Source organism: Variovorax endophyticus, assembly GCF_025376855.1.
Lineage (GTDB): Bacteria > Pseudomonadota > Gammaproteobacteria > Burkholderiales > Burkholderiaceae_C > Variovorax.
Genome location: NZ_JAHUTH010000026.1, coordinates 39,254 through 63,321, shown reverse-complemented (window position 1 = coordinate 63,321; position 24,068 = coordinate 39,254). Strand labels below are relative to the sequence as shown.

Here is a 24,068-nt window from a genome sequence, read left to right as displayed (position 1 = left end):
CCACCGCCATGAACACCACCGCCACCGTCCGACCCGATTTCGACAGCGCGAGCGATCTCGCGCAGTTGCACCGCATGCTCGAGGACATCCAGGTGAAGAACGGCTGGAACAAGCCGACGCCCTCGCTCTATCCGCAGCCCAAACAGCACTACATGCCCGCGCACTGGCAGTACGCCGACGCGCGCGCCGCGCTGCACGCGGCCGGCCGCCTCGTCGGCACCGAATGGGCCGAGCGGCGCAACCTGATCCTGGCCAACCCGATCCCCGGCAACGACTACCCGACCGTGACCACGCTGGTGGCGGCCTACCAGATGGTCAAGGGCGGCGAGGCCGCGCGCAGCCATCGCCACACGCCCAACGCGATGCGCGTGGTGGTCGAGGCCGGGCCCGGCACCTTCACCATCGTCGATGGCACCGACGTGCCGATGGAGCCCGGCGACGTGCTGCTCACGCCCAACTGGAGCTTCCACGGGCACGACAACCGCAGCGAGGTCGACGCCTACTGGATCGACATCCTCGACGCGCCGCTGGTGCAACTGCTCGGGCCGATGTTCTTCGAGCACCATCCCGACAAGGTCGAGAAGGCCGAGCGCGTCGATCCCACGAGCCCGATGCGCTTCGCGCTGCGCGACTACAAGCCGCGGCTGCTGGACGCGCCCGAGACCGCGCCGGGCGTGCGCACGCTCGAGTTCGGACCGCCGACGCTCGACACCTTCGACCGCGTGGCGGTGGCGCTTTCGGCCGGCCGCGCGTGGCAGGTCGCGCAGAGCACCGCGAACCAGATCTTCATCGTGGTCGAGGGCGAGGGCAGCTCGCGCATCGGCGAGCACGGCTTCGAATGGCGGCGCGGCGACGTGATCGCGGCGCCGGCCTGGCTCGCGCAGCGACACAGCGCCACGCGCGACGCGATCCTGGTGCGCATGTCCGATGCCCCGGTGATGCGCGCCTTCCGCTGGCTGCGCTCGGGGACGCTTCCTCCGTGAGCCACGGCCATGCACCGATGAACTGAGGCGGGCCGGCAGGTGCCGGCCGCCCACCTTCCGTTTCGCTCTCCATGCCAGGCCCCGTGCCGGCAGGAGCCGGTTCGCCCCTTCCACCCACGCAGCTCCGTTCGCCACCATGGACACCACCACCCGCCGACTCGCGACCTTCGCCATCGAGACCCGCCACGAGGACATTCCCGAAGCGGTGCGCCGCAGCGCCAAGCTGCTGCTGCTGGACACGCTGGGCTGCGCCATCGGCGCGGTCGGCACCGATCCCGGCCTGGCGGTGCGGCGCATGGTGCGGCGCAACGGCATCGGCGGCCCGGCCAGCGTGCTCGGCACGGGCCAGAAGACCTCGGTCGCCACCGCCGCCTGGGCCAACGGGCGGCTCGGGAACATCCTCGACATCGACGAGTGCTACAAGGTCCAGGGCCACCATGCGCAGGCCAGCCTCGGCGCGGCGCTCGCGCTGTCGGAGGAGCAGGGCGGCAATGGCGCCGACCTGCTGGCCGCCTTCACGCTGGGCTTCGAGGTCGGCGTGCGGCTGGGCAACTTCCTGAGCCCGCGCGTGACCGTCGACGAGCAGGGCCGCACCAAGGGCTGGACCGGGCTGGTCGGCCCGGGGCAGGGCGTGCATGCGGCCTGCACCGCGGCCTCGCGCCTGATCGGCGCCACGCCCGCGGAGCTCGCCGATGCCTTCGGCAACTGCGCCCAGTACATGGTCGGCCGCGACTGGTCGCGCCAGTGGGGGCGCGACACCGACCTGGGCACCTTCAAGTACGCAGACACCGGCTGGAATGCGCAGGGCGGGCTGATGGCCGCCTGGCATGCGCGCGAAGGCATCCGCGGCATCCGCGACATCTTCGACACCGACAGCTACGCGCAGGTGTTCCAGGGCGTGATCCTCGATCCCGGCGCGATGCTCGCGAAGCTGGGCAGCGAGTGGTACCTGCCCGGCACCTCGATCAAGTTCTGGCCCTGCTGCCGCTGGATCCACTACGCGCTGACCGCCTTCGACCAGCTGCTGCGCCGCCATGCGCTGCGCGCCGAGGAGATCGAATCGATCGAGCTGCGCTCGTTCCCGATGATCCCGTACCCGCGCTTCGCCGACGACGGCGATCCGCCGAACCTCGTGGCCGCCACCTTCAGCTTCCCGCATGCGGCCGCGATGGTGGCGCTGGGCGTGCCGGCCGGCCCCGAGTGGTTCAGCGACCAGAACATGCGCGGCGAGGTGGCGCGCGCGATGCGCCGCAAGGTGCGCCTGGCCAACGAGCCCAAGGGCTACGACCCCGCGACCTGGGGCCTGGAACAGCAGGTGCTCAAGGTGCCGTCGCGCGCGGTGGTGCGCGCGCGCGGCCGCGAGTTCGAGCTGGAGAGCGACTTCGCGCTCGGCGACAGCTGGGAGGGCGCGCCGCGCTACGGCGAGCAGGACGTGGTCGACAAGTTCCGCCGCATGGCACGCACGCTCGCGCCGATGTCCAGCCGCTGGGACGCGCGCATCGACGAGGCGGTCGACATGGTGATGGCGCTCGAGTCGCTCTCCGACGTGCGCGCACTGACCCGCGCGCTCGATCCGGCCTGCTGAGGCCTTCCCCATCCATCCCGAGGAGCCGACATGACCCTGACCGTCCGTCCCTTCCTTCCCCGCTTCGTCTCGCGCCTGTTGTGCGCGGCCATGGCGCTGGGCGCCGTGCTCGCGCCGCTCGCGCAGCCGGCGCGCGCCGCCGATGCCTTCCCGAGCAAGCCGATCCGCATCGTGGTGCCGTTCCCGCCGGGCGGCCTGACCGACGTGAGCGCGCGCCGCATCGGGCAGCTCGTGGCCGACGACCTGGGCCAGCCGGTGGTGGTGGAGAACCGGCCCGGCGCCAACGGCCTGATCGGCACCGCGCAGGTGCTGCGCGCGCCGGCCGACGGCTACACGCTGGTGGCCGTCACCACCAGCGTGGTGCTGATCAGCCCGCTGCTGACCAAGGCGCCCTTCGATCCGCTCAAGGACATCGCCTACGTGCTGAACTACGCGGGGCCTTCGCATGCGCTGGTGGTCAAGGCCGACTCGAAGTACCGCACGCTCGACGACCTGATCGCGGATGCGCGCGCGCGTCCCGGCGAGTTGAGCTTCGGCACGGTCGGCACCTCCGACACCGCCTACTTCGGCGCCAAGGCCCTCGAGCGCGCCAAGGGCGTGCGCTTCAACCACATTCCCTACCAGGGCGCCAACCAGAGCCTGATGGCGGTGGTGTCGGGCGAGACCACCTTCGCACCGACCTCCAACTACGCCGAGATGGTCAAGGCCGGCAAGCTGCGCGCGCTCGCGCTGCTCGACCGCCAGCGCATGCCCTCGATGCCGCAGGTGCCGACCTTCACCGAGCTCGGCGTGGACTGGCAGTTTCCCTGGATCACCGGCCTCGCGGTCTCCGCGCAGACGCCCGAGCCCATCCGCAAGACGCTGGAGACCGCCTTCCTCAAGGCCGCGCGCAGCCCGGCCTTCGGCAGCCTGCTCGAGCAGATGCAGGTGCCGCTCTACGTGCTCGACGGCGAGGCCATGAAGAACGACCTGGCCGCCAAGATCCCGCAGTACCGCCGCATCGCCGACGAGTACGGCCTGGTCCAGCAGCAGTGAGGCTCCCGCCGCCTTGCCCCATCCATCCAACGAGGACCCCTTCATGAAACTCCAGGACCAGGTCGCCATCGTCACCGGCGCCGCGCGCGGCATCGGCCGCGGCTTCGCGCTGCGCCTCGCCCGGCTCGGCTGTCACGTGGTGGTGGCCGACGTCGACCTCGACGCGGCGCGCCGCTTCGACGAGCAGCTCAGCGCCGCCAGCGTGAGCGACGAGATCGTCGCGCTGGGCCGCCGCAGCATCGGCGTGCAGGGCGACCTGCGCCAGCGCGCGGCCGCCGACGCGCTGGTGGCGCGCGCCATCGAGGAATTCGGCCGCGTCGACATCCTCGTCAACAACGCGGGCGGCGCCTTCGCGCCGATCGAAGCGAGCCGCGCCTCGCAGATGAGCGACCGCGACATGGCCGACATGTTCGACGTCAACCTCATGACCACCGTGTACTGCAGCCAGGCGGTGCTGCCGCACATGCGCGCGCGGCGCAGCGGCAACATCATCAACGTGGGCTCGACGCTGGGGCTCGATGCCGCGCACCGCGCCGGCGCCTATGCGCACTACGGCATGGCGAAGACCGGCGTGGTGCAGTTCACGCGTTTCCTCGCGGCCGAGGTCGGCCCCGACGGCATCCGCGTCAACTGCATCGCGCCCGGCTCCACGGCCACCGCGCGCGTCGCGAGCCAGGCCCGGGCGCGCGGCATGGTGGGCGATGCCGACCTGCCGAAGATCCCGCTGCGCCGCCTCGCGACCGTCGAGGACATGGCGGGGCCGCTCGAGTTCCTCGCGACCGATCTTTCCTCCTACGTGACCGGCCAGTGCATCTCCGTCTGCGGCGGCAAGGTGCTCACGCCGTCGTGACCCTTATTGCCCTTTATTGACCGGAACCGGAGACAAGCCATGAACCATTCGAACCGCCCCCTTCGCCGCCGCCTGCTCGCGGCCGTCTCGGCCACGCTGCTCGCCACCTGCGCCGCGTTGCCGCCCGCCGCCTTCGCGCAGGGCGAGCCCGTGAAGATCGGCGTGCTGATGCCCACCAAGAGCGTCATCGGCCAGCAGGGCCAGCAGGGCGCCGAGCTCGCGGCCGAGATGATCAACGACCAGGGCGGCATCCTCGGCGGGCGCAAGGTGCAGCTCATCGTCTACGACAGCAACTTCCAGCCCGTCGAGGGCGTGGCCGCGGCGCAGCGGCTCATCAACCAGGACCGCGTGAAGTTCATCGCCGGCGAGATCAGCAGCACGGTGGCGCTGGCGGTGCTGCAGATCGCGCGCGCCAACAACGTGCTGTTCATGGCGGCGGTGCCCAAGCACCCCGACCTCACGAAGTCGGGCTACGACAAGGTGTTTCGCCTCACGACCACGCTCGACGCCGATTCGGAGTACTTCGATCGCCAGCTGCTCGAGCGCGTGAAGCCGCAGAAGCTCGCGGTGGTGGCGGAGAACACGGACTACGGCCGCTACGTCATCGAGGGCTCGAAGAAGCGCTTCGGCGACAAGTTCGTGGCCGGCGAGACCTTCGAGCTCAGCCAGAGCGACTTCAGCACGCTGATGACCAAGGTCAAGGCCAGCGGCGCGGACACCGTGTGCATCGTCGCGGGCAAGCCCGAGCAGGCGGCCAACGCGCTGCGCGCGATGGGCACCGTGGGCCTGCAGGCGCGCAAGTGCACGGCCACCGGCGTGCTCAACAACCAGATCCTGCGGCTGGCGGGCGACGCCGCCGAGGGCGCCTTCGGCTCCGACATCTACGTGTCGACGCGGCGCAATCCGCTCAACGACGAATTCGTCAAGCGCTTCCAGGCCAAGCACGGCCATGTGCCCGAGAAGGTCGAGGTGCTGGGCTTCGAGTCGGTCTGGCTCACCGCCAAGGCGATGGCCGCGGCCGGCACCAGCACCGACACGGCCAAGGTGGCGGAGGCGCTGCACAAGAACGCCTGGACCACGCCGCGCGGCGAGATCCGCTTCGATGCCGGCGGCCAGTCGCAGGCCCGCGACTACGTCGACTTCGTCGCCAAGGGCGGCAAGCTGACGGCGTCGCAGTGAGCGGACGGCACCGATGACGGAATTCGTCCTTCAGCTGCTGGCCAACGGCCTGTCGAACGGCGTGGGCTACGCCTTCGTCGCGCTCGGCCTGACGCTGGTCTTCGGCGTGCTGCACGTGATCAATTTCGCGCACGGCGAGGTGTTCATGGTCGGCGCGCTCGCGGCCCTGCTGGGCACGCGCTGGGGCCTGCCCTACCTGGCGACGCTGCCGCTGGCGGTGCTGGCGGGCGTGGCGCTGGGCGCGCTGCTCGACCGCGTCTGCGTGGCGCCGCTGCTGGCGCGCAGCCACGACAAGTCCGAGGTGCTGCTCGCGACCTTCGCGGCTTCGATCATCGTGTTCGAGGCGGTGTTCGTGAGCTTCGGCGCGCAGGCCGAGAACGTGCCGGGCATCCCGGGCGTGTGGACGGCCGGCGGCGTCGCCGTGCCGTGGCAGCGCGTGTTCGTGCTCGGCGCGGGCGTCGTGGTGCTGGTGGGGATGGAGTTCCTGCTGCGGCGCACGGCCTTCGGCGTGCAGCTGCGCGCCGTGGCCCAGAGCGCCTTCGCCGCGCGCGTGGTGGGCATCCGCGTGCAGCGCGTCAACAGCCTGACCTTCGTGCTGGCCAGTGCCATCGCGGGGCTCGGCGGCGCGCTGCTCGCACCCGTGATCCTCTATTCGCCGCAGATCGGCCATGCCGTGATCATCAAGGCCTTCGTGGTGGTGGTGATGGGCGGGCTGGGCAGCGTGCGCGGCGCCGTGGTGTTCGGCGTGCTGCTGGGCGTGGTCGAGGCGCTGGCGGGCGCCTTCATGTCCGAGGGCTTCGCCGCCGCGGCCATCTACGCGCTGATGCTGGTCACGCTGCTGTGGCGGCCGCACGGCCTGATGGGGCGCGCGGCATGAAGGCGCTCCTCACTCGGCTGCCGGTGCTGCTCGCCGGCGTGGCGTTCGCCAGCGCCGCCATCGCCGGCCTCGCGAGCGCGCCCTACGTGGCCGACGTGCTGAGCTACGCGGTGGTGCTCGCGCTGTTCTCGCTCGCGGTGGGGCTGACCTTCGGCCAGCTCGGCTACGTGAGCTTCGGCCACGCGGCCTTCCTCGGCGTGGGGGCCTACGCGGTCGGCCTGCTGGTCACGCGCGGCGGGCTCGACTACTGGAGCGCGGTGCCGCTGGCGCTGCTGCCCGGCGCGGCGCTCGGCGCGCTGGTCGGCCTGGCCTCGGTGCGCCTGGGCGGCGCCTACTTCGCGATCGCCACCCTCACGCTGGCCGAGATGCTGCGGCTGGTGGCCACCAACTGGATGGACGTGACGCGCGGGCCGCTGGGCATCATGGTCATGGTGCAGCCCATGGCCTGGACCGAGCGCCTGGGCTGGAGCGGCCAGCAGGGCTACCTGTTCGTGCTGCTCGCGACGCTGGGCCTGGCGCTGCTGCTGCTGGCCCGGCTGCGCGCGGGGCCGCTCGGGCGCGCCTGGACCTTCGTGCGCGAGGCGCCCGCGCTGGCCGAGTCGGTCGGCATCCCGACGCTGCGCGCGCGCGTCATCAACATCGCGCTGTCGGGCGCGCTGGCCTCGCTGGCCGGCGGCCTGCTGGTGCCCAAGGCGCTGGTGCTCTCGCCCGACCTGTTCGGCGTGCAGCATTCGGCGGCGGGCCTGCTGGCGGTGATCCTCGGCGGCAAGGCCACGCTGATCGGGCCCGTGATCGGCGGCATCGCCTTCGGCGTGCTGCCCGAGATGCTGCGCGCCATCGACGAGTATCGGCTCGGCCTGTTCGCGCTGATGCTGCTGGTGGTGGTGCGGCTGCTGCCCGAGGGCTTCGTGTCGCTGCTGCCGCGCTGGCGCAGGCCGGCGACTTCCGGCGGCGCGGACGCGGTCGCAGCGGCGTTGCCCGCGGTGGCGATGGTGGAGACGAGCGAGGCGCGCCCCGTGGCCGCGGCCGGCGCGCCCATCGTCACCGCCCGCGGCGTCGGCCGGCGCTTCGGTGGCCTGGTCGCGGTCGACGGCGTCGACATGCAGATCGCCAGCGGCGAGTTGCTCGGCATCATCGGACCCAACGGCGCGGGCAAGACCACGCTGCTGTCGATGCTCGGCGGCTTCATGGCGACCAGCACGGGCGAGATCCGGCTGGCCGGCGAGGCCATCGATGCCGGCGCGCCGAACCGGGTCGCGCGGCGCGGGCTGGTGCGCACCTTCCAGCAGACCGCGCACTGCGCATCGCTGAGTGCGTTCGACAACGTGCTGTTCGCCAGCTACCTGCTGCATCGCGAGCGGCCCTGGGCGGGCCTGGTGCGCACGCCGGCCTTCGAGGCACGCGAGCGCGAGCGGCGCGAGAACGCGGCGCGCTGCCTCGCGGCGGTCGGCCTGGCCGAGCGCGCCGATACCGTGGCCGGCACCCTGCCGTACGGCGAACAGAAGCTGCTCGGCGTGGCGGTGGCGCTGGCCACGCGACCGCGCGTGCTGCTGCTGGACGAGCCCGCCGCCGGGCTCAACCACACCGAGGGCATGCGGCTGGCGGCCGTGCTGCAGCGGGTGCGCGCGGACGGCTGCACGATCGCGATCATCGACCACAACCTGCCGCTGCTGATGTCGATCTGCGACCGCATGGTGGTGCTGCAGCAGGGCCGCAAGATCGCCGAGGGCACGCCGGCCGCCATCGCCGTGCATCCCGAGGTGCTGCGCGCCTACCTGGGCACGCCCGCCGAGCCGGCCGCCGCGCAAACCACGCCCGAGGAGGTGCCGGCATGAGCTTCTCCATCGAAGGACTGCAGGTGCGCTACGGCGCCGTCACGGCGGTGCACGACGTGTCGCTGCGCATCGCACCGGGCGAAGTGGTGGCGCTGATCGGCGCCAACGGCGCGGGCAAGTCGTCCATCCTCAAAGCCGTGATGGCGCTCACGCCGCACACGGCGCGCAAGGTGGCCATCGACGGGCGGGCGCTGGAGCGCGCCGACACGCGCGAGCGGCTGCTCGCGGGCATCTCGCTGTCGCCCGAGGGGCGCCACGTGTTCCCGCAGCTCACGGTGCGCGAGAACATCGACCTCGGCTACCTGGGCAAGGACGGCGGCGAGCGCGCGGCGCGCCGCGAAGCCATGTACCAGCGCTTCCCGCGGCTGCGCGAGCGCGAGGCCCAGGCGGCCGGCAGCCTCTCGGGCGGCGAGCAGCAGATGCTGGCGATCGCGCGCGCCGTGATGGCCGGCCCGCGCCTGCTGATGCTCGACGAGCCCACGCTCGGCCTCGCGCCGATCGTGGTGCGCGAGCTGGCCGCCGCGATCCGCCATTTCGCGCGCGGCGGCATCGCCGTGCTGCTGGCCGAGCAGAACGCCGAGATGGCGCTGTCGACGGCCGATCGCGGTTATGTGCTGCAGGGCGGGCGCGTCGTCACCGAAGCCCCGGCCCAGGCGCTGCGCGCGAGCGAGGAGGTGCGCGCCGCCTTCATGGGCATGTAGAGCGCGCCGCGCACGACCGATCACATCTTCCAGAGGACACGAGATTCCATGACCCCACAGACATCCATCGATCCTTCCGCGCCCGGGCCCGTGCGGGTCGCCGCCGTCACCGGCGCGGGCGGTGGCCTCGGCCTCGGCGTGGCCGTGGCGCTGGCGCAAGCCGGCCTGCACGTGATCGCCATCGACCGCTCGCCCAAGGTCGGGGAGGCGGTCGCCGCGCATGCCGCGCGCGGCCTGCGCATCGAGGCGGCGGTGCTCGACGTCACCGACGAGGACGGCGTGCGCGCGCTCGTGGCCTCGGCGCTCGAGCGCTTCGGCCGCTTCGACGTGCTGGTCAACAACGCCGGCATCCATCCGAAGACCGACGGCGAGCGCACCGGCGTCACGGCCATGAGCACCGCGCAGTGGAAGGAGGTGCTCGACGTCAACCTCACGAGCGCCTTCGTGTTCAGCCGCGAGGCCATTCCCGCGATGCGGCGCAACGGCTGGGGCCGCATCGTCAACATGTCCTCGCGCGCGGGCCGCACGCTGGTCGGCACGGCCGGCGTGCACTACGCGGCCTCCAAGGCCGGAATGATCGGCATGAGCCGCGTGCTGGCCGCCGAGGTGGCGGCCGACGGCATCACGGTCAACTGCATCGCGCCCGGGCGCATCGAGTCGCCGATGACGCAGCAGGGCGACGAGGCGCAGCGCGCGCGGCTGGTGGGCGCGATTCCCGTCGGCCGCATCGGCACGCCCGAGGAGATCGGGCACGTCGCCGCCTTCCTGGCCTCGGAGCAATCGGGCTACCTGACGGGCGCCGTGATCGACGTCAACGGCGGCACCTTCATGGCCTGAGCGCCGCGCCGCCCCAGAAAAGGAAAACGCCATGTCGACCGCTCATCACGCCAAACCCCTGCGCGGCGCCGCGCCGCACCATTTCGTCGACGAGGAATGGCTGGCCCTGCGCAGCGAGCCCGTGCTCGAACCCGACCTGCCGATCTTCGATCCGCATCATCACCTGTGGGACCGGCGCCCGCACAGCCTGTACCTGCTGCCCGAGATCCTGGCCGACATCCAGGCGAGCGGCCACCACGTGCGCGGCACCGGCTTCGTCGAATGCACCTCGATGTACCGCGCCGACGGCGACCCGCGCCTGGCCTGCCTGGGCCAGGTGGAGTTCACCAACGGCATCGGCGCGATGAGCGCGAGCGGCGTCTACGGACCGGTGCGCGTGTGCGCGGCCATCGTGGGCAAGGTGGACCTGAGCGAGGGCGCCTCGGCGCGCGAGCTGCTCGAGGCCTGCGTCGCGCGCGCGCCCGATCGCTTTCGCGGCATCCGCCACATGGCCGCCTGGGACGCGAGTCCCGAGGTCAGCACCCTCGTGCGGCCGCCGTCGCGCGGGCTGCTGATGGACAAGGGCTTCCGCGCCGGCTTCGCGCAGCTCGCGCCGCTCGACCTGGTGTTCGACGCCTGGGTCTACCACCCGCAGCTGGCCGAGCTCGTCGACCTGGTCGACGCGCATCCCGAGGTTCGCGTGGTGCTCAACCACATGGGCGGTCGCGCCGGCCTCGGCCCCTACGCGGCCGATCCCGCGGCCACCTTCGCGCAATGGGCGGCCGGCATCCGCGAGCTCGCGAAGCGGCCCCAGGTCTCGATCAAGATCGGCGGCATCGGCATGCGGCTGGGCGGCTTCGGCTTCCACGACCGCGACCTGCCGCCCACGTCGGCGGAACTGGCCGAGGCCTGGCGGCCGTCCTTCGAGGTCTGCCTCGAGGCCTTCGGCCCGGCGCGCGCGATGTGCGAGAGCAACTTCCCGGTCGACAAGTCCCTGTGCAGCTACCGCACGATGTGGAACACCTTCAAGCGGCTGGCCGCGCCGCTGTCGAGCGACGAGCGCGCGGCGCTGCTGGCGGGCACGGCGGTGCGCACCTACCGGCTGCCGGCCGCGCTGGCGCAGCGCGCGCCGGAGCACACCGCATGACGGGACAGCGCGAGATCGCGGCGACCTGGATGCGCGGCGGCACCAGCAAGGGCGTGTTCTTCGACACGCGCGCGCTGCCGCACGGCATGGCCAGCGATGCCGCGCTGCGCGACCGGGTGCTGCTGCGCGCGATCGGCAGCCCCGACCGCTACGGCAAGCAGATCGACGGCCTGGGCGGCGCGACCTCGAGCACCAGCAAGGTCGTGCTGGTGGGCCCCGCGACGCGGCCCGACTGCGATGTCGACTACCTGTTCGGCGCCGTCGCCATCGAGGCGCCGGTGATCGACTGGAGCGGCAACTGCGGCAACCTGAGTGCCGCGGTCGGTCCCTTCGCGATCGCGTGCGGCCTCGTCGATGCGCCGCGCGATGGCATGGCCACGGTGAGGATCTGGCAGGCCAACATCGGCAAGCGCATCGTCGCGCAGGTACCGATGCGCGACGGCCGGGTGGTCGAGGAGGGCGATTTCGAGCTCGATGGCCTGAGCTTTCCGGGCGCGGCGATACGGCTGGACTTCCTCGACCCGGCGGGGGGAGAGGAGGGCGGTGGCGGCGCTCTATTCCCCACCGGCCGGGCGATCGAAATCCTCGAAGTGCCGGGCGGCGCGAGCGTCGAGGCCAGCCTGGTCGACGCGGGCAACCCGACCGTGTTCGTCGCGGCCGCCGACCTCGGGCTCACCGGCACCGAATCGCAGGGCGAGATCGACGCGAACACCGAACTGCTCGCCCGGCTCGAGCGGCTGCGCGCGCACGCGGCGGTGCGCATGGGGCTGGCACGCACGGCCCGGGAGGCCACCGAATCGCGTCCCGCGACGCCCAAGCTCGCCTGGGTCGCGCCGCCGGTGGACCACGGCGTGGCCGGCGGACGCCGCGTGGCGGCGCATGAGATCGATCTCGTGGCGCGCATCCTGTCGATGGGCAAGCTGCACCACGCGATGACCGGCACCGGCGCGGTGGCGATCGCCGCCGCCGCCGCGGTGCCGGGCACCGTCGTCTCGCGCATCGCGCCGGCGAAGGCCGATGGCAGCGTGCGCTTCGGCCATGCCTCGGGCGCGATCGAGGTCGGCGCGCAGGCCGAACGGGCACCCGAGGGGCACTGGCGGATCCGGCGCGTATCGCTGTCGCGCAGCGCGCGCCGGCTGATGGTCGGCGCCGTCTGCGTGCCGGCGGCCTGCTTCGAGGCGGCCCCCGCGAATTCAACGAACAAGGAGCAATGAACATGACCTCTACACGAACCGCCCTGGTGACGGGCGCGGCCAGCGGCATCGGCCGCGAGAGCGCGCGGCTGCTGGCCGAAGCCGGCCTCCGCGTGATCCTGCTCGATCGCAGCGAGCAGGTGCGCGAATCGGCCGCCGAGCTTGCCGCCGCGGGCGCGAAGGCCGAGGCCGTCGTCGCCGATCTTTCCGACCTGGCCGCGCTCGATCGCGTTGGCGACCAGGTGCTGGCGCTGTGCGACGGCGTCGACATCCTGGTCAACAACGCGGGCGTGCATCCCAAGGTCGATGGCCGCATCGCGCAGTTCGAGGCCATCGCGCTGGCGGACTGGGAGTTCGTCTTCCGCGTCAACACCACCGCGCCGTTCCTGCTGTGCCAGAAGATGCTGCCGGCGATGAAGCGCAAGGGGTGGGGCCGGATCGTCAACATCGCCTCGCGCGCGGGCCGCACCTATTCGCCGCGCGCCGGCACCCACTACTCGGCGTCGAAGGCGGCGGTGATCGGCATGACGCGAAAGATCGCGGGCGACTACGCGCCGTTCGGCATCACGGCCAACTGCATCGCGCCCGGGCAGATCGAGACGCCGCTGGCTCGGACCTCGGCGCCGGAGGTGCTCGCCGAGGCCGCGAAGAAGATTCCGGCCGGCCGGCTCGGCACGGTCGGCGAGATCGCCTCGGCCGTGCTCTACCTCGCCAGCGACGGCGCCAGCTTCGTCAACGGCACGGTGGTCGACATCAACGGCGGCGAGACCATGGCCTGAGGCCGGTCCCCATTTTTTTCCAACGATCAAGGAGTTCCCCCGATGGAGCAGACCCTGGAGCAGGAAGCGCCAGCGCCGTTTCCGCAGATCCGGTCGGTGTTGAAGCACAAGCGCCGCATCGTCGGCGTGGCCAGCGCGGGCGTCGCCGCGCTGGGCATCTGGCTGGCATGGCGCACCGGCGTCGTCGAGCTGTATGCGATCGCGCTGGTGCTCGCGGCGGCGGTGCACATGGCCATGAAGGTGGCGGTCGAGGTGATCGAGCTGGTCGCCGAGACGCTGATGCCGAGATGAGCACGATGACATTCGACGTTTGCGTGGTGGGCGCGGGCCTGGCGGGGCTGACCGCCGGCGTGCGCGCGGCCGAGGCCGGGCTGCGCGTGGTGGTGCTCGAGCGCTCGGCCGATCCCGAGTACCTGTGCAATTCGCGGCTGACCGGCGGCGCCTTCCACGTCTGCCTCAACGACATCCAGACCGAGGCCGGCCGGCTCGAGCGGATCATCCTCGACGCGACGCACGGCGCCGCGCACGCGGGCCTCGCGCGCGCCATCGCGACCGATGCGCGCCGCGCCGTCAAGTGGCTGCAGTCTCAGGGCATCCGTTTCATCAAGGGCGGTTCCGAGCCGCACCACAACTTCGTGCTGTCGCCGCCTTCGCTGCAGCGCGTGGGTTCGGAATGGCGCGGCCGCGGCGGCGACGTGCTGCTGCGCACGCTGGGCGCGGCCCTGGCGCGTCATGGCGGCGAGCTCAGGCGCGGCCACCGCGCGCAGGAACTGATGGTGGCGCATGGCCGCTGCGTCGGCGTGAAGGGCTTGGCGCAGGAGGGGCCGTTCTCGATCGAGGCCGACGCGGTCGTGATCGCCGACGGCGGCTTCCAGTGCGATCCGGCGCTGCTGCGCCAGAGCATCTCGCCCGAGCCCGCGAAGCTGCTGCAGCGCAATGCGCGCTCGGGCCTGGGCGACGGCGTGCGCATGGCACAGGCGGCCGGGGCACGGCTGTCGGACCTGCGCGGCTTCTACGGCCACGTGATGAACCGCAACGCGATGACCGACGACCGGCTGTGGCCGCTGCCGTGGATGGACAACGTGGCCACAGCCGCCATCGTGGTGGATGCCGGCGGGCAGCGCATCGCCGACGAGGGCCGCGGCGGCGTCTACCTGGCCAACCGCATCGCGGCGCTGGCGGACCTGCTGTCGGCCTTCGTGGTCTTCGACCAGCCGATCTGGGACGGGCCGGGCACCTCGCGCTTCCTGCCGCCCAATCCGCACATGGAGAAGTGCGGCGGCGCCATCGAGCGCGCCGATTCGATCGAGGCGCTGGCCGGCAAGCTCGGCATCGACGGTGCGGCGCTCGCGGCCACGGTCGCGGGCCACAACGCCGCGCTGGCGGCGGGCACGACGGCCAGACTGGCGCCGCCGCGCAGCCTGGAGCGCTACAAGGCGCTGCCGGTCGTGACCGGGCCCTTCTACGGCGTGCCGGTATGCGCCGGAATCACCTACACCATGGGCGGCCTCGCGATCGACGAATGGTCGCGCGCCATGGACGAACAGGGCGCGCCCTTCGCGGGGCTGTACGCGGCCGGCGGGGCCAGCGGCGGCCTCGAGGGCGGCGAGGACGTCGGCTACGTGGGCGGCCTGGCGAAGGCTGCGACCACCGGCCTGCGTGCCGCGGAGCACATCGTGGGCCAGCGCGCAACGGCGCGCTCCTGAGCGATGCGCAACATCAAGACTGGGAAGCAATGGAACAACAAGCAGTGAAGACGGACGTGCTCGTGGTGGGCGGTGGTCCGGTGGGGCTGTCGCTCGCGGGCGACCTGGGCTGGCGCGGCCATGCGTGCGTGCTGATCGAGCAGGGCGACGGCGTGGTGCGGCAGGCCAAGATGGACGGCGTGGGCGTGCGCACCATGGAGTTCTGCCGGCGCTGGGGCATCGTGGCCGACGTGGAGGGCAGCGACTACAACCGCGCCTATCCGCAGGACAACGTCTACCTGACCACGCTCGACGGCTACGAGCTGGGCCGCCAGCCGATGCCGGCGATGCAGGACGACCGGCCGCCGCCCGAGAGCCCGCAGAAGCGCGAGCGCTGCCCGCAGAACATGTTCGACCCGATCCTGCAGAAGTTCGCGCGCTCGCGCCCGGGCGTCTCGCTGCGCTACGGCCAGCGGCTGCTCGACTTCGAGCAGGACGCCGAGGGCGTGACCGCCACCGTCGAGCACGCCGCCACCGGCGTCAGGACCGTCTACCGCGCGCGCTACCTGGTCGGCTGCGACGGCGGGCGCAGCACCGTGCGCGAGCGGCTGGGCATCGGCATGCAGGGCAAGGGCGTGCTCACGCACACCACCAACGTGATCTTCCGCTGCGCCGGCTTCAACGCGCTGCACGACAAGGTGCCGGGCTACCGCTACATGTTCGTCGGCGCGCAGGGCGTGTGGGCCACCATCGTCGCGATCAACGGCAAGGACCAGTGGCGCATGTCGATCATCGGCACCGCCGACGAACGCAAGGTCTACGGCGACGACGAGCTCAAGGCCTTCGCGCACCGCGCGGTGGGACGCGTGTTCGAGCTCGAGATCCTCAGCATCCTGCGCTGGACCCGCATCGAGCAGGTGGCCGACGCCTACGGGCGCGATCGCGTGTTCATCGCGGGCGATGCCTGCCACCTGACCTCGCCGACCGGCGGGCTCGGCATGAACACCGGCATCGGCGACGCGGTCGACATCTCGTGGAAGCTCTCGGCCTGCCTCGAGGGCTGGGGCGGTCCGGCGCTGCTGGCGTCGTACGGCATCGAGCGCCGCCCGATCGCGCACCGCATCACGCGCTTTTCCACCAGCAACCTCGAGGTGATGCAGCAGGTGCCGCACACCGCACGGGTCTTCGAGCCCGGCGAGGCGGGTGACCGCGCCCGCGCGCAGGTGGGGCAGGCGCTGTCCGACGGGCTGCGCAAGGAGTGGTTCTCGAAGAACATGCACCTGGGCAACCGCTACACCGGCTCGCCCGTGTGCGTCTACGACGAGCCCGAGTCGCCCGAGCAGATCCAGGCCGAGTTCCTCGATGCCGTGAACTACCGGCCCGGCACGCGGCCCGGCGCGCGCGCGCCGCATGCCTGGCTCGAGGACGGGCGCTCGACGCTCGACCTGTTCGGCCGCGGCTTCGTGCTGATGAGCGATGCGGCCCACGTCAACGAGGCCGCCGCGCTGCTGGCCGCGGCCGAGGCGGCGGGCGTGCCCATGCGCCAGCAGGCGATGCGCGAGCCCGAGGTGATCGCGGCCTACCAGAAGCGCCATGTACTGGTGCGGCCCGACGGGCACGTGGCCTGGCGCGGCGATGCGATGCCGCGCGACCCGGCGGCGCTGGTGAAGACGGTGGCCGGACATTGAGCGGCACGGACAAGGAAATGGAAACGAGAGGAATGCAATGACACAGCAAGAGAACCAGCACGACGTGGTCGTGATCGGCGCCGGCATGGCCGGCCATTGCGCGGCCATCGAGGCGGCGCGGCGCGGCGCCAGCGTGCTGCTGCTCGAGAAGACCGCGCTGTACGGCGGCAGCACCCGCATGTGCGGCGGCGCCTTCGCGTTCGCCGGCACCGAGGTGCAGCGGCGCAACGAGATTCTCGACAGCGCGCAATTGCTCGAGCAGGACCTGCTCGAGGCCGGCAAGCACCGCAACGACAAGGCGCTGGTGCATGTGTACGCCGAGCGCCAGTACGAGACCTACGAATGGCTGCAGGCGATGGGCCTGCGCTTCGACAAGGTCTCGTTGAGCGGCAGCCAGTCGGTGCCGCGCAACCACAGCATCGACCCCGTGCTGGTGCTCGAGACGCTGCATGCGCAGGCGCTCGCGGCCGGCGTCGGGTACCGCGCCGGCGCCCACGTCGAGCGGCTGCTGACCGAGGGCGAGGGCGACGCGCGCCGCGTGACCGGCGTGGTGCTGAAGGACGGCGAGCGCATCGGCGCGCGCGGCGGCGTGGTGATCGCCACTGGCGGCTTCTCGCGCGCGCCCGACCTGGTCGAGCGCTTCGCGCCGCACCTGCGCGACGCGCGGCCCATGGGCGGCCACGGCAACACCGGCGACGGCCTGCGCATGGCCTGGGCGCTCGGCGCCGACCTGATCGACCTGGGCTACGTCAAGGGCACTTTCGGCGCGCCCGTGGCGGAGCCGGCGCCGGGCAAGGAGGAGGTGGCGCCGCGGCTGGTGTCGGCCATGTACCGCGGCGCGATCATCGTGAACAGGGCAGGGCGCCGCTTCGTGAACGAATCGGTGTCGTACAAGACCATCGGCGACCGCTGCCTCGAGCAGCCCGAGCTGCTGGGCTTCCAGGTCTTCGACCAGCGGGTGATGGACCAGTCCTCGCCGCTGCCCACGGTGGCCGACTACAAGGGCGCGCTCGATGCCGGCCTGGTGAAGCAGGCCGATTCGCTCGAGGCGCTGGCCGCCGCGCTGGGCATCGAGGCCGCCGCGCTGCGCGAGACCGTCGACGCCTACAACCGCGCCTGCGACGGCGCCGAGCCCGATGCCTTCGGCCGCACCTCGCTGAGCACCGGCTACGGCAAGCCCACGCGCGTGGAGACCGGGCCGTTCTACGGCCTGGCCTGCACCACCGGACTGACCTCGACCTACTGCGGCCTGCACATCGACGTCGATGCGCGCGTGCTCGACGTCTACAAGCGGCCGATCGAGGGCCTCTATGCGACGGGCGAGGTGATGGGCGGCTTTCATGGCGAGACCTACATGAGCGGTTCCTCGCTGGCCAAGGGCTGCATCTTCGGACGCCTGGCGGCGCAGCATGCCGTGGCGAGGGCCGCGGCATGAGCGCGGAACAGACCAGCCCCGGCGCGCGTTTCCGCGCTGCGCTGCGCGAGGAGTCGCCGCTGCAGATCGTCGGCACCATCAACGCCAACCATGCGCTGCTGGCGCGCCGCGCCGGCTACCGCGCGATCTATCTCTCGGGCGGCGGCGTCGCCGCGGGCTCGCTGGGCCTGCCGGACCTCGGCATGAGCGGCCTGGAGGACGTGCTGGTCGACGTGCGCCGCATCACCGACGTGTGCGACACTCCGCTGCTGGTGGACATCGACACCGGTTTCGGCCCCAGCGCCTTCAACATTGCGCGCACGGTGCGCAGCCTGGTCAAGGCCGGCGCGGCCGCCTGCCACATCGAGGACCAGGTCGGCGCCAAGCGCTGCGGCCATCGGCCGGGCAAGGAGATCGTCGGCGTGCGCGAGATGGCCGACCGCGTGAAGGCGGCCGTGGATGCGCGCACCGACGATGCCTTCTTCGTGATCGCGCGCACCGACGCGATCGCGATGGAGGGCGTCGATGCAGCGATCGAGCGCGCGCGCGCCTGTGTCGAGGCCGGCGCCGACGCCGTGTTCGCCGAGGCCGCGCAGGACCTGCCGACTTACCGGCGCTTCGTGGACGCCACCGGCGTGCCGGTGCTCGCGAACATCACGGAGTTCGGCCAGACGCCGCTGTTCTCGGTCGAGGAACTGCGTTCCGCCGGCGTCGCGATGGTGCTCTATCCCTTGAGCGCCTTCCGCGCGATGAACAAGGCGGCCGAGGCGGTCTATGGTGCGATTCGTCGCGATGGTCATCAGCGCGCGGTGCTCGACGCGATGCAGACGCGCGAGGAGCTCTATGAACGCATCGGTTATCACGCCTTTGAGCAGCGGCTCGATGCGTTGTTTTCGCAGGGGCGTCGCGGGACTTGAGGGGGCCTTGGCTGCTGTGGCTGCAGTCGTTTCAAAAATACAATGAGTGTTATGTCAAATCACAATGACGAAAGATGATGCAGCCGCAGCCCTCGCGTCTATTCGCAGAAATGTGTTCGCGAAAAATGCAGGAATGTGTTCTCAACTTCACGTGCGTTCCGGCAACTCTGCCCAAAGGCGCGCTAAGTGATTGATTCAATGCAGTATTTTCGTCGCCGCGAGATGGTGATGGACGCGCAGCGCTATGAGGCGGCCCGCGCGCCTATAGCTTGCAGCGCAGCGGTGCTCCTACGGTGATTTCGACCATGTGAGAAAGAATAGGAGGCCCTGCCCGGATTCGAACCGGGATCTTCGTGCTGGAGGCCGCCTTCCGGGGGCGGCATACACACGACGCTCTTTCCATTGAGCTACAAGTCCATCGACGCCTGGATTTGAACCAGGACCTCCGGTGCATTACGATGGGGTACCACCCACCATCGTTAGCCCTTCTCCGCGAAGGACACGCGCACCGGCGCTACTTCCTTTGAGCTTCGTCGGATAACCCTTCTGCTTCCACCCTGCCGCTAGGCATGATTTCGAGAGGCACTGAAATAGCATCGCTGGCAGGCCTGCGCATTCCAGCCAAATAGTTTGGATTTGCAGGGGCTGCTGCGGGCACCTTTGCCAAGGGCGTTAGCGCGTATCCCTTCAAACGTGTCACGGTGCCCTGCAGATCGTAACGAGTGACCGTTTGGTTCTTGCCTTTCATGGTCACGTGTCCCTTGACACGGGCAATCAGATTCTTTGCCTCGAGCTTCTCCAGGCACCGCTGCACCGTCCGCGGCGAAGCCCCCATGCGCGCCGCAATCGTGGCGGTCCTGGGATACGGCTTGTCATCGGAATACCACCAGTGCGACAACAGGTTGAGCAGTACGACCAAGTCGTTGTCCGCAAGCGCTAGTTCCTTCTGACGCCGCAGTAACTCGATGGGGATCAGGACGAACCCCCTATCGAGCGCTTGCCCCCACTTCTCCTGAAGTTCCGTAGACGTAGCTTCGCTATTACTAACTTGGCTGTTAGCAGTAGAGGAACTAAGTGCTGCGTGATTCATGGTGGCTACTATCTCAGAAAAAATCAAAGAACGAAAGACATATTATTCCATACGACACCAGTGACGCAAAAATTCGACGAAAACCTTCGCCTACCCGGGCTTGGCTTTTTCGACAGCCCCTTCAGAGGGCACTTATGTGTAGCGCGGCCGCTCAAGCGGCTGTGGTCGGCGGCGCCGGCGCGGAGCGAAAACGGATGAACATGAGATCGGCTGTAGGCGGCTAGTCGAGGACTCGCGCCGCAGCCTTGTGGCGGTAGCGAAGCGCGATGCTGCCGCCCCGCCGGGCTGTAGGCGCTGGTCAGAGGCCTGCAAGGCCGGCGAGATCCTTGACGGAAATTCCGATGCCCCTGGCGACCCTGACGATCGTCATCACCCCGGGGTTTTGAATACCACGCTCGATTGCACTGATGTAAGTGCGATCAAGTTGGCAAAGATGTGCCAGTTCCTCTTGGGATACCCCACGGGACTTTCGAGCCGATCTGATCGCCCCACCAAGGGCCAGCAGCGCGGGATCCAGCGCATGCTTGTTGGACGGCCTTGGCATTTGCCGATCGTCCAAAAACGAGGACAATCGCACCACGGACGATCAACCACAATCCCCATGTTTCTTGTGCACGCGCCTCTCGAAGAGGCGCTTTCTTTTGTGTTCCAGCACGGCGACTCTGACCTGCAGCGATATCGGATCGCGGAGCAATGTTTGAACTTGCCGCTGTGGCGCCTCGAGGTCCTGCCACATGCGAGGCCTGAAGAACCCTCACCATTGTGGAGGACCCTTCTCGCAGGAACAACGGACGATGCGCTCGACATGTTGTTGTGCGGGGAATGGAAGCACGCAAAGGTTAGCGTCGTGCTCCCTGCCTACATGACAGACAAACCGCTCGCCTCTTACGCAGTCTGCAAAGCAATTTGGGCGTGCAGTGATCGTCAGGGAAAGTTTGCGCGCCTCCTCGAAACGGATCAAGGGTCGTTCATAGACGTGCCGAGCGAGGTCGATCCCCAAAGCACACGCCGAACGAAGCCGCTCTGGACGAGCGGCGAGCATAGCTACCGGCCCTTCCCTTGAAGCAAAAGCGCTCCACCCTTAACGCCCGCAGCCCAGTGGTGTATGGCGGTCGCTGGCGACTTCGGTCACGGCCGCTTCAAATCAAGCCTGCTAAGACCAGATGGCAACTAGCTCCGCGATTTTGGCTGCCACGATCGCCATCGCATCTTCCCTGGTGTCCAAGCCGCTGCGTGAAGCAAGCAATGGGCTGACATTACGCAAGTCGGCGTAAGTTGTTTGGTGCACTATGGGCACAAGACGATTGCCGGCCAACAGGGCCGAAAGCTCCTTGTCTGCGACACCCTCTTGCGGGAGGCGGCGCAGCAGATTCGGCGTCACCAAAACGAGCCCGATGCGCGAGTTCGCCAGCCCCTTATCGATCGCACGCATCATCGGCACACCCAGGCCGAGGTCTTTTTCACTGAACCAGACCTTGACGCCGGCAGTCACTAGAGAGTCGTACAACTCCTTGGCGGCCCCTTGCCGGTCGTCCCATGCATGGCACAGGAAACAGTCGCGAAGGTCCGGCTGCTCGGTCGCTGTTTTTTCGACTGATTCTCGAATCGGCGTGAGGGACTGCACTTGCAACGGTGTGTACAAGACGGACGAACCGGTGCGCGACCAACGCGGCCTAGCGGTGCTGCTGGACCGGCCGGCTCCACCACTGTTGTAGCTACCTCCGCCGCTGCCGGACGAAACGCGCGACGAGCTGTAGTGGCTCCCGTAGTTGCTGTAGCCACCGTAGCGACCGTACCTCCCACGGCATGCGGGGCACGCCGCTGCAGCGCTCGAGGAACGATGGCCTTCGACTGGGGCGGTGCATCTAGCCATGTCTCACCCCTTCGGCGGGAATTTGTCGTTCCCGTGGCTGTCTTTGGACTGGATCTGCCCATTCCGCCCGTGAATCAGAAGCTCGGTGCCTTGGTGTCGGGAAATCTCCCGTGCCCGGTTGATAGCATCCGCCTTGCGGTCGAAAAGTTCCGTGGCGCGCGTGGCATTGGCGCCCTGAACGGCCCATCCGCTTTCGCGGGGGACCACATGCTGATTTCGCTTTGTCATGCTGATCACCTTTTTCGCAGCGGAAGCGCTGCTCATCTGCATGTACGGAGAAAAAGCGAAACGCGGACAAAATGCTGGCAATGTCCGCGGAAGCGAAAACCTCCGCACATACTAGTGACGAGGCAACCGAGGGTCATGTGACAGCTGAAAAATTGCCCGAGCAAGGTTACGCCACCGCCGAGGAGATCGCTGACGCGGTCGAAAGGCTGACGGAGGCAGAACTTGGGCGCATCCATCGCGCGGCTCAGTACGCCCTATTCGGCACTGAATACACGGATCCACTCGAACTTTTGAACGAGGCGGTTCAACGCACGCTTGAGGGCGTGGGTACGAAAGAAGGCCGGCACTGGCCAAAGGACGTGCATTTTGTGGCCTACATCATCAGAACCATGCAATCCATTGCCGATGGATCCAGCAAATCTCTGACTCAGTCGCGAACTGCTTACCTCGAAGCGATGGCGGGTCGAGATGGCGATGGCGACGCGGAATGGGCTCTCGCAAAAGAAGGCTTCTCTTCACCGGATGTCGTCGAGCAGGCACTCGAGGTTGAAGAAACTGATGAGCGACAAGCTCGCGCTGCCGCTGATGCCGCACTCATTGAAGCGCATTTTGCAAATGACGAAGAAATCCAATTCCTCATCATGGGCGACAAGGACGGCATGAAACCCGATGAAGTTCGCACCGTTTCTGGCATGAGTGACACCACATACAACACGGCGCGGAGAAGGTTTCGTCGTGGCCTCAATACCTTGATGCTGGGTCGGAGGAAATCATGAAGCAGTCCAAGGAAAGCAGGGAGATTGGCTTCATTCGTGCCAGAGCGCTGGACGATCTCGCCAACACCAGCGACGACGAGATCAGAAATGAGTATCGCGAAGCAGGACAGGACCTGGCTCTGATTGCTCAGCAAACCCACGACACGCTGCGAGACGCGGTCGCGGCAGGCTTGCGGGCGCGGCTTGCGTCTGCCAAGGTCGCGGTCAAGGCTTCAGTTGCGGCACGACCGTCCCCACAAGCTCGCCCGGCAATGGAGCGGCTCAAAGCAATTCTGACGGAGACATTCGTACGCGAGCCCAGGGTTGCCATGGCATTTCGGGACGGCAAGAAGCAAACCGACGAAGACTTGGTCTCGGTCTACGACGATTTAGTGGCAATGGGAATCATCAAGCCTGAAGACCATGGCGATTGAGTTTGCACTGCTCAGCCCTCCCGAGAAACTGCTCTGGCAATGTGGAGTACGCGATTCATCCCACATCGATTTGGAGGCTATCGCGAACTATCGGGGGGCCGAGGTCGTCTATCGGCCCTTGTGCGGGTGCGCTGCCCGCCTAGTTGCCGCCGGTGATAAAGCGGTGATCAGTGTCGACGAGGGTTCGTATCCAGGACGTCAACGTTTTTCTCTGGCTCATGAACTGGCTCACTGGATTTGCGATAAGGATCGTGGCTCTTTTCGATGCGCCAACGAAGACATCGGTCCTCAGAACGCCGAAGCAAAAAACGTCGAGGCTTACGCCAATGCATACGCAAGCCAGTTGATATTGCCAACCTTCTTGGTCGACCCTTGGCTCGCGGGCAAGCGGATCAATCTAGACACCGCAAAGGCGCTTGGCCATGACTTCGACGCTAGTTTGACCGCTTCAGCAATCAAGGTCGCTAGGCGCGCCCAAGTCCAAACGTGCGTAGTCTGTCACAACCAGACCAAGAGGATTTGGGTCCAAAAGAGCGTGGCGTTTCCGCACGATTTCTACATCAAGCAGGAGTTGCATCAAGACACTGCGGCGTTCTCAATGGCGTTTGGGAAAGGGGCAGGATTGTCCAGACCCGTGAAAGAAGCTGCCGATCGCTGGCTCCAAGGCCCCGAGATCTATCGGCGAACCGTCGAGACCCAGTCGCTGAAGCTGCCCGATGGCGCCGTCCTTACCATGATCACCCTGCTTTCTTCAAGATAGTCGTTGGCACCTCTCTGAGGGGTTGATTCCGCGGAACTTGTGGACTAACGTCACGCCCCCAGGATTTCCTGGAACTGTGCATTCCTAAGGAGTATTGCTCTTCACCATTCAAAAACCATTGCCGCCACCGGAAGGCTACAACAGCTGGCTTGAGTACGCGGTAGAGACCTTCTGCACCAGGCAGCCTTGGCTAGAAAGCCACTGGGAAACCTGGGTCGACGAAAACGCGGTTGAGCTCGATCGG

24 protein-coding genes and 1 tRNA gene are annotated in these 24,068 nt (G+C 68.8%); 20 read left to right on the top strand and 5 right to left on the bottom strand.

Features of this window, described 5'->3' with window-relative positions; genetic code table 11:
- Positions 1-8: 8 nt before the first annotated feature.
- The 17 genes from KV106_RS28810 (at position 9) to prpB (ending at position 18,684) form a co-directional block, all read left to right on the top strand.
- Positions 9-983: a cupin domain-containing protein gene (locus tag KV106_RS28810; protein WP_261214185.1), complete on the top strand. Its 975-nt coding sequence runs from the start codon at positions 9-11 to the stop codon at positions 981-983.
- Between the two features lie 136 nt (positions 984-1,119).
- Positions 1,120-2,568 carry an MmgE/PrpD family protein gene (locus KV106_RS28805; protein ID WP_261214183.1) on the top strand — a complete coding sequence of 483 codons (1,449 nt, stop codon included), beginning with the start codon at positions 1,120-1,122 and terminating at the stop codon, positions 2,566-2,568.
- Between the two features lie 30 nt (positions 2,569-2,598).
- On the top strand, positions 2,599-3,603 hold the full coding sequence (locus KV106_RS28800) for a Bug family tripartite tricarboxylate transporter substrate binding protein (RefSeq protein ID WP_261214181.1): 1,005 nt from the start codon (positions 2,599-2,601) through the stop codon (positions 3,601-3,603).
- 43 nt (positions 3,604-3,646) lie between these two features.
- Complete coding sequence (locus KV106_RS28795; RefSeq protein ID WP_261214179.1) at positions 3,647-4,453, top strand: SDR family NAD(P)-dependent oxidoreductase; 807 nt, start codon at positions 3,647-3,649, stop codon at positions 4,451-4,453.
- 39 nt (positions 4,454-4,492) lie between these two features.
- Positions 4,493-5,632: an ABC transporter substrate-binding protein gene (locus KV106_RS28790; RefSeq protein ID WP_261214177.1), complete on the top strand. Its 1,140-nt coding sequence runs from the start codon at positions 4,493-4,495 to the stop codon at positions 5,630-5,632.
- 13 nt (positions 5,633-5,645) lie between these two features.
- The gene (locus KV106_RS28785; RefSeq protein ID WP_261214176.1) at positions 5,646-6,509 is read left to right on the top strand and encodes a branched-chain amino acid ABC transporter permease; all 864 of its coding nucleotides are present in this window, start codon (positions 5,646-5,648) and stop codon (positions 6,507-6,509) included.
- Positions 6,506-8,344 (top strand): branched-chain amino acid ABC transporter ATP-binding protein/permease, encoded by a 1,839-nt coding sequence (locus KV106_RS28780; protein WP_261214175.1) that lies wholly within the window; start codon positions 6,506-6,508, stop codon positions 8,342-8,344. Before KV106_RS28785 ends, KV106_RS28780 begins: the two co-directional genes overlap by 4 nt.
- The gene (locus KV106_RS28775) at positions 8,341-9,045 is read left to right on the top strand and encodes an ABC transporter ATP-binding protein (protein ID WP_261214174.1); all 705 of its coding nucleotides are present in this window, start codon (positions 8,341-8,343) and stop codon (positions 9,043-9,045) included. Before KV106_RS28780 ends, KV106_RS28775 begins: the two co-directional genes overlap by 4 nt.
- A 48-nt stretch (positions 9,046-9,093) precedes the next feature.
- The gene (locus tag KV106_RS28770) at positions 9,094-9,882 is read left to right on the top strand and encodes an SDR family oxidoreductase (protein ID WP_261214172.1); all 789 of its coding nucleotides are present in this window, start codon (positions 9,094-9,096) and stop codon (positions 9,880-9,882) included.
- 31 nt (positions 9,883-9,913) lie between these two features.
- Positions 9,914-11,008 carry an amidohydrolase family protein gene (locus KV106_RS28765; RefSeq protein WP_261214170.1) on the top strand — a complete coding sequence of 365 codons (1,095 nt, stop codon included), beginning with the start codon at positions 9,914-9,916 and terminating at the stop codon, positions 11,006-11,008.
- Positions 11,005-12,222 carry a 2-methylaconitate cis-trans isomerase PrpF gene (gene prpF / locus KV106_RS28760; protein WP_261214168.1) on the top strand — a complete coding sequence of 406 codons (1,218 nt, stop codon included), beginning with the start codon at positions 11,005-11,007 and terminating at the stop codon, positions 12,220-12,222. The genes KV106_RS28765 and prpF overlap by 4 nt, the downstream gene beginning before the upstream one ends.
- 2 nt (positions 12,223-12,224) lie before the next feature.
- Positions 12,225-12,980, top strand: a complete 756-nt coding sequence (locus KV106_RS28755; RefSeq protein WP_261214167.1) for an SDR family NAD(P)-dependent oxidoreductase — start codon at positions 12,225-12,227, stop codon at positions 12,978-12,980.
- Positions 12,981-13,022: 42 nt separating this feature from the next.
- On the top strand, positions 13,023-13,271 hold the full coding sequence (locus tag KV106_RS28750; RefSeq protein WP_261214165.1) for a hypothetical protein: 249 nt from the start codon (positions 13,023-13,025) through the stop codon (positions 13,269-13,271).
- Between the two features lie 5 nt (positions 13,272-13,276).
- Positions 13,277-14,686, top strand: coding sequence for an FAD-dependent oxidoreductase (locus KV106_RS28745; RefSeq protein ID WP_261214164.1), 1,410 nt, complete (start codon positions 13,277-13,279; stop codon positions 14,684-14,686).
- A 29-nt stretch (positions 14,687-14,715) separates the two neighbouring features.
- Complete coding sequence (locus KV106_RS28740) at positions 14,716-16,353, top strand: FAD-dependent monooxygenase (RefSeq protein ID WP_261214162.1); 1,638 nt, start codon at positions 14,716-14,718, stop codon at positions 16,351-16,353.
- A 37-nt stretch (positions 16,354-16,390) separates the two neighbouring features.
- Positions 16,391-17,788 carry an FAD-dependent oxidoreductase gene (locus KV106_RS28735; RefSeq protein WP_261214159.1) on the top strand — a complete coding sequence of 466 codons (1,398 nt, stop codon included), beginning with the start codon at positions 16,391-16,393 and terminating at the stop codon, positions 17,786-17,788.
- Positions 17,785-18,684, top strand: a complete 900-nt coding sequence (gene prpB / locus KV106_RS28730; RefSeq protein WP_261214157.1) for a methylisocitrate lyase — start codon at positions 17,785-17,787, stop codon at positions 18,682-18,684. The genes KV106_RS28735 and prpB overlap by 4 nt, the downstream gene beginning before the upstream one ends.
- 322 nt (positions 18,685-19,006) lie before the next feature.
- On the opposite strand, the gene KV106_RS28725 is transcribed toward prpB, so the two are convergent.
- The 5 genes from KV106_RS28725 to KV106_RS28705 form a co-directional block, all read right to left on the bottom strand.
- Positions 19,007-19,101: transfer RNA gene (locus KV106_RS28725), tRNA-OTHER, on the bottom strand.
- A gap of 97 nt (positions 19,102-19,198) precedes the next feature.
- On the bottom strand, positions 19,199-19,774 hold the full coding sequence (locus KV106_RS28720; protein WP_261214155.1) for a helix-turn-helix domain-containing protein: 576 nt from the start codon (positions 19,772-19,774) through the stop codon (positions 19,199-19,201).
- Positions 19,775-20,072: 298 nt separating this feature from the next.
- Positions 20,073-20,318: a helix-turn-helix domain-containing protein gene (locus KV106_RS28715; RefSeq protein WP_261214153.1), complete on the bottom strand. Its 246-nt coding sequence runs from the start codon at positions 20,316-20,318 to the stop codon at positions 20,073-20,075.
- Between the two features lie 609 nt (positions 20,319-20,927).
- Positions 20,928-21,398, bottom strand: a complete 471-nt coding sequence (locus KV106_RS28710; protein WP_261214151.1) for a toll/interleukin-1 receptor domain-containing protein — start codon at positions 21,396-21,398, stop codon at positions 20,928-20,930.
- Positions 21,399-21,650: 252 nt separating this feature from the next.
- Positions 21,651-21,911 (bottom strand): DUF2188 domain-containing protein, encoded by a 261-nt coding sequence (locus tag KV106_RS28705; RefSeq protein WP_261214149.1) that lies wholly within the window; start codon positions 21,909-21,911, stop codon positions 21,651-21,653.
- A gap of 35 nt (positions 21,912-21,946) precedes the next feature.
- On the opposite strand from KV106_RS28705, the gene KV106_RS28700 reads away from it, so the two are divergent.
- The 3 genes from KV106_RS28700 to KV106_RS28690 are packed head-to-tail and all read left to right on the top strand — an operon-like array spanning position 21,947 to position 23,824.
- A complete protein-coding gene (locus KV106_RS28700) occupies positions 21,947-22,651 on the top strand; it encodes a hypothetical protein (protein WP_261214148.1) in 705 nt (234 codons plus the stop codon).
- Entirely contained in the window at positions 22,648-23,064 is a 417-nt protein-coding gene (locus KV106_RS28695; RefSeq protein ID WP_261214146.1) for a hypothetical protein, read from the top strand. The genes KV106_RS28700 and KV106_RS28695 overlap by 4 nt, the downstream gene beginning before the upstream one ends.
- Positions 23,054-23,824 (top strand): ImmA/IrrE family metallo-endopeptidase, encoded by a 771-nt coding sequence (locus KV106_RS28690; RefSeq protein ID WP_261214144.1) that lies wholly within the window; start codon positions 23,054-23,056, stop codon positions 23,822-23,824. Before KV106_RS28695 ends, KV106_RS28690 begins: the two co-directional genes overlap by 11 nt.
- Positions 23,825-24,068: the final 244 nt, after the last annotated feature.